Raw genomic sequence first — 8,465 nt, forward strand, 5'->3', positions numbered from 1 at the left:
TACAGAAATGGAGCTACCGGCATACATCGGGCGCTACGTTGTCCGCCGGGAAATCGCGCGTGGCGGCTTCGCCGTCGTGGCGTTGTCTTGGGATGAGGAACTTGCCACAGACGTTGCGATCAAGATTCTTCTGACACGTGGGAAAAACGATAACGCTCTGAAGGAGCGTTTCATCGAGGAAGCGCGGCTGCTGCGCCGGATACAATCCTACAACCTCGTTGGGGTTCACGACATCGGTCGGCTGTCAGAAGGCAACCCCTATTTTGTCATGGATTATGCCGACCAAGGTTCGCTGACATCCCTGATGAAACAAAGACAAGACCCCGATTGCGGCTTGCAGCAGTATGATATTTTGCAGTTGGTCGACGCAATTTCATCTGGGCTTTCGTCGATGCACCGCGCTGGTGTTGTCCATCGCGACATAAAGCCGGACAACATCCTTTATCAAACGGTTGGGTATCGGCCTTCTCAATACCCCGCTTCCTCTGTGTCGGAAGATCAAACAGTTGTCGACCCGATTCCTACGCAAAAACGCGCCGGCCTAGATCGAATCATGATCGGCGATCTAGGCATTGCAAGCGAAAAAAGTGGACAGAACGCCTCCTCAATGTTTATCAGCGGCACGCCCGCTTATATGGCACCAGAGCAGTTCAACGTTGACCAAAAAGCTAGTGCTGCTGCGGACATATTCGCAGCTAGCGCCGTAATATGGTACGCAATCACCCAGTCCCGGCCACCAGAACCACACAAGCTGGACGAAGCCATACCGGACCATCAGGACCACTGGCGAGATTTCTTCTTACGCGGCATGGCAGCGGACCCGCTTGAACGCTTCGTAGACATTCAATCTTGGAGCAGCGCCGCCCATGACATAATGGCACGTGTCGCGGCGGAGGCGCCTGATCCGACCATTGCGCGCCTCAGTGCAGAGGCTGATTTGCAAATGGAAACGGATTGCCCCTATCATGGGCTAAGCGCGTTCCAACCTGAGGATGCAGATAGCTTCTTTGGTCGTGAAGAACTTGTCGCCGATCTATTAAATCGTTTAAAAACAACCAAAGTGCTAGTGGTAGGAGGAGCGTCCGGAAGCGGCAAAAGCTCTTTGATCCGGGCCGGTGTCATCCCTCTATTGCAACAAGGCAGGGTACTGCGAAGCGAAACCTGGCGAATCGAACTATTCACGCCGGGGCGAGATGCACTTTCAGAGTTGTTTTTTCGTCTGCGAGGCACAGAGGGATCAGCGCGTGTTCTACTCAATGAATTCCTCGCTCGGCCCTCCATCGCGCGCCAAGTTCTTCAAGATGCAAGTGTCAGGCCCATCCTTCTAGTAATTGATCAGTTCGAAGAGTTGTTTACACTCAATGACAAGCGCGCGGCTCAAAGTTTCGTGGAGGCCCTTTCCGCGATTACAGACCCCGCCGACAGTCAGGTCCAAATAATTATCACACTGCGCGCTGACTTTTATGAGAAATGCGCGGCAATTCCTTGGCTCGCAAAAGCTGTCAACCAAAATCAGTTACTTGTCGGCCCGATGTCAGAAAATGATCTGCGCCGCTCTATCATTGAGCCCGCAAGACGCGCTGGTCTCTATGTTGAACAGCATCTCGTTGACGCAATCGTCGCGGACGCGGGTAACGACTCTGGTGTTTTACCCCTAATTTCCCATGCCCTTGTTGAGACTTGGAAACGCAAGCTGGGTGGAACTCTTACATACGAAGGTTATCGCAGCAGCGGTGGGATGGCGGGGGCAATTCGCCAGACCGCTGACTCAATCTTCGACAATGACTTTTCAAAGAAGGAACGCATAGTTGCCGAGCGCCTACTTCTCAATTTGGTGACGCCAGGCGAAGGAGGTGCTGACACTCGAAGAATTTTGCAGCGTTCCGAGTTGCAGGAAGACCCGGACCCAAAAGTGATGGATCGGGTGACGAAACGATTGACCGAAGCCCGGCTCTTAACTTTGGACAATAGAACCGTTCAGATCACGCACGAAGCATTGTTAAGGTCTTGGCCTCGTCTCAATCGCTGGATCGAAAGATCCCGCGGAGATCTGAGGTTGCGTTTACGGATCGTCCAGATGGCCGATGAATGGGTCGAAACAGAACGCGACCCAGACATGCTTCTGAGCGGAGCGCGTCTAAGCTACATTCTTGAGTGGTTCGAGAACAACAAAGACAAAGCCGGTGCCAAGGAGCAAGAGTTTCTGCTTGCAAGCGCGCAGGCGCGCGACGATGTGCAAAAGGCGACAAATGAGCGGCGGAAAAAACGGCGTCGACTTCAAGCTTTGGCGGTTTGTGCGCTGGCCGCTCTTACAGTCGGCACGACCGCCGCGTCAATCGTTGCATTCAACCAGTCACGACAAGCAAAAAAAAGCGCGATGCTGGCCGACTCGGCAACTCTTGTGGCAAACGAGAGCTTAGCCAGTGCTCTAGGAGCCGCGGCGGCCGGTTTTGCTACGGACGACCCCCTGCTCGCGCTCAACCTCGCAGCGCAATCTATTGGTCAGTCGCGTGGCGCACGCACGACCTATGACGCTCGAGTTGCCATGCTAAAGGCACGGAATTCTCTTGCTACCGGGCTTCCTGTTCCTGTTGGTGAGCCAGTCGTAGTTGGGGACGCGCTTTCGGTTGCCATATCTCCAGATCAACGTTTCGTAATAGTCGGTCGGCGCGATGGGACGGTACGCATACTTGACAGCGCAACGCGACGGCAAGTTGGCGATGATCTCGACGGTGGAGTCGGAGGAATCCAAGACATTTCGTTCTCGCCCAGCGGAGCAGGTTTCGCCACCGTCGGCGACAGCGGGCGCATTGCTTACTGGTCGTTCAACGATGGACTTCCTGATGCTCCAATCCTTATTGGAGAGGCGAGCGATATTCAGTGGCGTCTCGCTTTCCATCCTAGCGAGCCGGTTCTAGCCACCGTTGGTGAGGATGGGAAAGTCTCTCTCTGGTCCCTAATTGGCGATGACGCAGTAAAGCGCTTGGTTCTGGCGCATCGCACTGGTGATTTTACAAGTGTAGCTTTCAGTCCGGACGGCTTATCTATTGCGGCGGGCAACGGTGCTGGTGAAATCCGCGTATGGCAGTTTCCGTCAGGTAACGAGAAGTTTCCCCCCTTGAAATCGGTACATTCTAGCGATGTCTGGTTTGTGTCTTTCAGTCCGGACAGCTCGATCATAGCAACCGCAAGTAGCGATGGTAGCTCCGCGTTGATCCACTCCGAGTCCGGAGAAATGCTCGGTATGGCCTTCCCTGCCAAAGATCAGATTAGTTCCGTGGAATTTATGCCCGATGGATGGAGCCTCGTCGGTGGGAATAGCCATGGTCGCCTATTGATCTGGGATGTTCTCTCTCAGACTTTAGTCGCGGAATCTACTTCCGGTCATTCCGGGCGAATCCTCGATGTGGCAATATCCTCCGATCTTTACACTGCTGTGACACTCGGCGCCGATCAGAATGTCCGGTTTTGGCGAGTTGGCCCACGTCCAGATCTAGCTTTAAGCTTCGCTGCGCATGACGATGGAAAGCCGAAGGGAGTGGCTCTGAGCCCGAGCCACGTGTTTTTTGGCGACACCAATGGAGCTGTCGCGGGTTCTCCAATGGATTTGCCAGCATTGTCACTGGGGCCATCCCACCAACATCAGGTTTGGGCAGTAGCTCTGTCACGGGATTACAGGCAGTTGGCGACCGCGGACCGCAAAGGGCAGATCGTAGTTTCGTCGCCTGACTTTTTGGGCGCTCAAATTAGATTTCCTGCGCTCGGCGAAGCAATCTGGTCGCTATCTTTCACATCAGATGGAAGTAGCCTTCTAGCTGGTGCGGAAGGTGGTGCGCATCTGATTGATGTTTCAACCGCTGAAACACTGCGTCGCTTTGCGCTCGACTACGGTAGTGTTACCAGAGCAACCATGCACGCTGATTCATCTAGAATAGCGGTTTCCACAAGCATGGGTGAAGTGCTCGTTTGGCCAACTGACCAGACTGCAATGCCCCTGACTTTGAAGGTATCGGATAATCTCGTTTGGTCAGTGGCCTTCAACCCCGATGGATCACTGCTGGCCGCTGCGGACAGCGACGAAACAGTGTCAGTCTGGCGTCTGGAAGATGGAATGCGACTGCAGAACTTCACAGGCCATGCCCGCGGAGCCACGGACCTCCTTTTTTTGCACGATGGCGCCAGCCTAGTAGCATCCGACAGAAGCGGTGGGCTGCATGTCTGGGACCTGAGCTTTGGAAAATTGATTGGCCGCATTCCAAATGCACATGCAGGAGCCATCTGGCGTCTAGCAAATCATCCAGATGGGCAGCAGTTTGCAAGTTCCGGTGAAGACGGAATAGTGCGTATTTGGGATGTTCTGAGCACCAAGGCAGCATGCAACCTGAGCGATGGCGTTTTAGGGACGCAACAACACGAGCAATATCTGGGAGCGGCACGCGATGATGTCTGCGCCAGCCTTAGATCGCAGTGACTCTATTCACGATTTATTGATGCAGGCTTGCGCAGTGATACTCCGGCGCTGTGAAGACTGTCATTGGCAATCTCGCTTCAATAAGGCAAATGACGCTGCACCAGCAAAAGGCAGCTTTGTCCCGCATACCCGACATTCGTTCCATTGTCGGACTGGACTGGGGTTCAACCAAAGATAAACTGATCCGCAGTGAAAGACCATGGATATCACAACTGAATACAATGAAATAACTGATGACATTATCTCGATGTTTTTGGACACATTCTCCGCATCGGAAGGACCCAAAGCTGGCGGACTGATAAAGGCGTTGGTCACCGAAATGCTGTCTTCGCTGACCACTAACGACATGCTCGTGTTCTCTGCGGTTGAGAACGGGGACGTCTTGGCCAGCATCATCTTCACACGGATGACATATCCGGAAGATGATCGAACGGTATTCATTCTGGCGCCAGTCGCGGTCTCAACCGATCGGCAGGGTAAAGGGCTTGGGCAACGCCTGATTGGTCACGCGCTTCAAGCTCTAAGAGACAGTGGGGTTGATGTTGCTTTGACCTACGGGGAAAACAACTTCTATTCGAAGGTGGGCTTCGCTCACATTACAGAAGCCGATGCTCAGCCGCCTTTGCCACTCCAGTATCCGGAGGGATGGCTTGGTCAATCCCTGACAGCAGATCAATTCACCCCACTCAAAGGCACTTCTCGATGCGTTGGTCCACTAGATAATCCAAACCACTGGTAGTGCGTGAGTCGGTAAATGAAGGCTTCCTGCTCAAGAACTGGGGTTCCTTCTCTTTGTAGTATAGACATACCCGTTGCCTTCACTCACTGGCAGAAACGACTTTCTAGCGCTGGCGCATTTTAAAGAAGTGGGTCTTTGAGCAGGCGTAGCGAAACGATGGTTTGTCCGCGCGGCAGGCATCAAACCGTTAGAACCGCGTCAATTTCCAACCTAATATGTCAGATGACTGGTTTGAGCCCAGAGTTACTGTTCCTACGGACTGAACCAAAGTCGGCTTTCGTTAGCTCTGCGCCTCATAGCAAAGCGGATAATCTCAGTAAGATCGGCGGCAGGTCTCAATTGACCCGCCCCATCTGAAGACCGCAAACCTAACGCGGCTTGTATCGCAGATCTGCGATGTTCTAATGCTATGGACAATCGCCCATCAAAAAAGGCTTTGCTATGACTTCTGAAGGCAACCATTTGGATCCGAAAGACTGGGATGATTTTAGCCATCATTTGCACAAGTTAATGGATCAATGCATAGCTCGAATGAAAAGCGCGAGGGACTTGCCTTGGCAACCTAAGCCTGACGGGTTTGCCGGTCGCTTGTCCCTGACGCGAGAGGCCGTTGGTGTTGGTATTAAGCAAACGTTCGCTCAGTTGGCTGATGACATCATGCCCTACGCGACCGGCAACACGCATCCACGGTTCTTCGGTTGGGTGCATGGGGCCGGACTGCCGGTTTCCGTTGGGGCAGAATTGGTTGCAGCCACGATGAACAGCAACTGCGGTGGCCGCGATCACGGGGCCATCGAAGTCGAGCGGGTCACGCTGGATTGGCTGCTTGGCGTTTCTGGATTGCCCGAGAGTGCATCTGCCATTCTAACGACTGGTACGTCGCAAGCGACGATCTTAGCGCTGACGGCGGCGCGAAACAAGCAATTTGGTCATGACGTTAGAAAGACCGGTATTCGAGCGCTGCCAAGCGTAGCTGTCTACGTGCGCCGCGGTACGCACTCGTGTATCGGTAAGGCGCTTGAATCGATGGGCTACGGGACAGATGCAATTCATGTTGTCGACACAGACGATGACATGAGGATGGATATTGCATCATTGAAACGCGCTGTTGCAAAAGACAAGTCCATTGATCGCGTTCCTTTGGCCGTGATTGGCACAGCGGGTTCGGTCGACACAGGTTCGTTTGATAGTTTGAACGAGATTGCGGATTTTTGTGTAGACCAAAATATCTGGCTTCATGTGGATGCCGCCTTTGGATTTTGGACACGACTCGCGGATCATCCTTGGGCACAGCTTGTTGACGGGATGGAACGGGCAAATTCGATCTCATGTGATTTTCACAAATGGATGTCCGTTCCTTATGACTGCGGAGCCTGCATGATCTACGATCGCTCCCTGCATTTCGACACGTTTACGTCACGCCCTAGCTACCTTGAACAACAAAATGAAGGGCTTGGAGGAGGCGATCTGTGGTTCTGCGACTATGGGCTGGAGCTTTCGCGCGGATTTCGCGCCCTTAAGGTCTGGGCCGCGATTAAATCGATCGGAACACAGGCCTTCTCTGCGTCCATTACGAACAACTGCAAGCAGACTGCATTGATGGCTGAGCTGGTCGAGGCATCTGATGTTTTGGACCTTTCGTTTCCCGTCACTTCTAATATTTGCTGTTTCTACATTGCCTATGGAGACGTGAACAAAATCGCAGCCGAGCTTCAGCTTTCTGGTGATGCCGTATTCTCGACAACCGTCATCAAAGGCAAGGCGTGTCTACGTGCAGCCTTGGTCAATCACCGCACAACATCCGAGGATATTCGTCAATCAATCCAAGCCGTTGAACGCGCGGTCAGACGTCACAAATAGTGCTTGACGCAGGCAATCGGGTCTGAGCAACCAATCATGTTCTTTTTGCAAGGAACCTGGGCAATTAACTCAAAAGTACGTCGTTCAATATCTGAACTTTGGAAGGACATTTTCCAGTTCATTTTTCACGACATCTTTCCATTGCCCCGCGCCCTAGAAACTAAGTTTGTTTGATCAAATAGCTGACAACATGCTGGAGAAACTAAGTCGCGCGTTCTAATAGGAGGAAAACAGTAAACGTATCATGGATGCGGCTTTTGGCACAGCAGCAGTCAAAGGCCGCTTTGTCCACTAAATGACATTCGATCTCAACATTCCTGATGGTTTTCAGCATTATTGAAGACCACCACTCGCGAAACCAAACATGTCAGAGGCTTTGAGCGGAGCATTGCCATGTTACACGGTTCAGCTCGGGCATTAATTACCTAGCCATATTAGGGGATTTTTTGCCCCGCAGACCTTTGTGCGAGCGACTCAAGAAAACACGCGGAGATTAGCGCATACACTTACGATTCACGTATGACGGGTGACGTAGCGTGCACAAGCGTATTTCTAGTCCGTGTCAGGACAGAAATGCTCAATTCTTGCTTAGGAGCGAATACAATGAAAACCAAACAAGTCGCAGTTCTTGCAGCAGTCGCCTTTGCATTACCCACTTTGGTCACCGCACAATCTGCAGACGCTAACGGAGATGGTGTACTGACCATCGAAGAGGTGCAGGCTGTTGCCCCGAACGTTGATGCAGAGACTTTTTCTGCCATGGACGCCAATGGCGATGGTACACTGGTTCAAAACGAGATTCAGGTTGCAGAAGAGGCAGGGGTCTTACCCCCCCAGAAACGGCTATCCTGCTGAGTGAGAATGGTGGCTCAATCCTCCCGGGGTCGCCATTCTGTTTGATTTCCATGCAAAGCTTGGTGGAATAGCGTGAGGACTCGCCAAACTAGTTTCTTGGCTTGAATTAACAAAAATGTTTACCAAGCGTTTCTCCGCTTCGCTATGCTATCCGAATGTGTGGACGCTTCGGCAGACCTGAAATGACATGGGCGGAACTCTATGCCCTGCAGAACTGGAACGTGAACGGCGTTCCTATCCCAACTGAGCGCGATCCAAACGCCCAAGACCTATCCATGAGCTGAAACTCAAGCCAACTTAAATGTTGGATATAGCGTTCCATCCATGACGACCGTCTTATTAGCTCTACGGCCCGCTGGCGGCTTGTACCGCACTGGTTCAAGGAAGACGTGAAGCAATGGAAACCCACCACTTTCAATGCAAAGATAGAAACGCCACATAAACTGGGTTCGTTTCTCTTGTCTGACGTCAGCGCCCATGGGACAGTTTAGGTCGATTTGATAAGAGAGGGTTTCTGGCTCATCGTAACCGCCAAGGAGT

5 protein-coding genes are annotated in these 8,465 nt (G+C 52.5%); 4 read left to right on the top strand and 1 reads right to left on the bottom strand.

Annotated features, from left to right (window positions below; all coding sequences use genetic code 11):
* The first annotated feature begins 7 nt into the window (after positions 1 to 7).
* The 4 genes from ACR0AW_RS07905 to ACR0AW_RS07920 all read left to right on the top strand — a co-directional run bounded on the left by ACR0AW_RS07905 (position 8) and on the right by ACR0AW_RS07920 (position 7,925).
* Positions 8 to 4,471, top strand: a complete 4,464-nt coding sequence (locus tag ACR0AW_RS07905; protein WP_170733324.1) for an nSTAND1 domain-containing NTPase — start codon at positions 8 to 10, stop codon at positions 4,469 to 4,471.
* A 199-nt stretch (positions 4,472 to 4,670) separates the two neighbouring features.
* A complete protein-coding gene (locus ACR0AW_RS07910; RefSeq protein WP_170733325.1) occupies positions 4,671 to 5,210 on the top strand; it encodes a GNAT family N-acetyltransferase in 540 nt (179 codons plus the stop codon).
* 531 nt (positions 5,211 to 5,741) lie between these two features.
* Entirely contained in the window at positions 5,742 to 7,070 is a 1,329-nt protein-coding gene (locus ACR0AW_RS07915) for a pyridoxal phosphate-dependent decarboxylase family protein (protein ID WP_480444115.1), read from the top strand.
* 603 nt (positions 7,071 to 7,673) lie between these two features.
* Positions 7,674 to 7,925: an EF-hand domain-containing protein gene (locus tag ACR0AW_RS07920; RefSeq protein WP_170733326.1), complete on the top strand. Its 252-nt coding sequence runs from the start codon at positions 7,674 to 7,676 to the stop codon at positions 7,923 to 7,925.
* Between the two features lie 287 nt (positions 7,926 to 8,212).
* On the opposite strand, the gene ACR0AW_RS07925 is transcribed toward ACR0AW_RS07920, so the two are convergent.
* The coding region (locus tag ACR0AW_RS07925) for a hypothetical protein (protein ID WP_480776493.1) at positions 8,213 to 8,465 on the bottom strand (253 nt) is incomplete at its 5' end.

Source organism: Ruegeria sp. C5 (genome assembly GCF_056537605.1).

Bases quoted from the DNA above. Each gene is read 5' to 3' on its own strand.
- ACR0AW_RS07910 (WP_170733325.1), top strand. From the start codon at position 4,671: ATGGATATCACAACTGAATACAATGAAATAACTGATGACATTATCTCG.
- ACR0AW_RS07920 (WP_170733326.1), top strand. From the start codon at position 7,674: ATGAAAACCAAACAAGTCGCAGTTCTTGCAGCAGTCGCCTTTGCATTA.
- ACR0AW_RS07905 (WP_170733324.1), top strand. From the start codon at position 8: ATGGAGCTACCGGCATACATCGGGCGCTACGTTGTCCGCCGGGAAATC.
- ACR0AW_RS07915 (WP_480444115.1), top strand. From the start codon at position 5,742: ATGAAAAGCGCGAGGGACTTGCCTTGGCAACCTAAGCCTGACGGGTTT.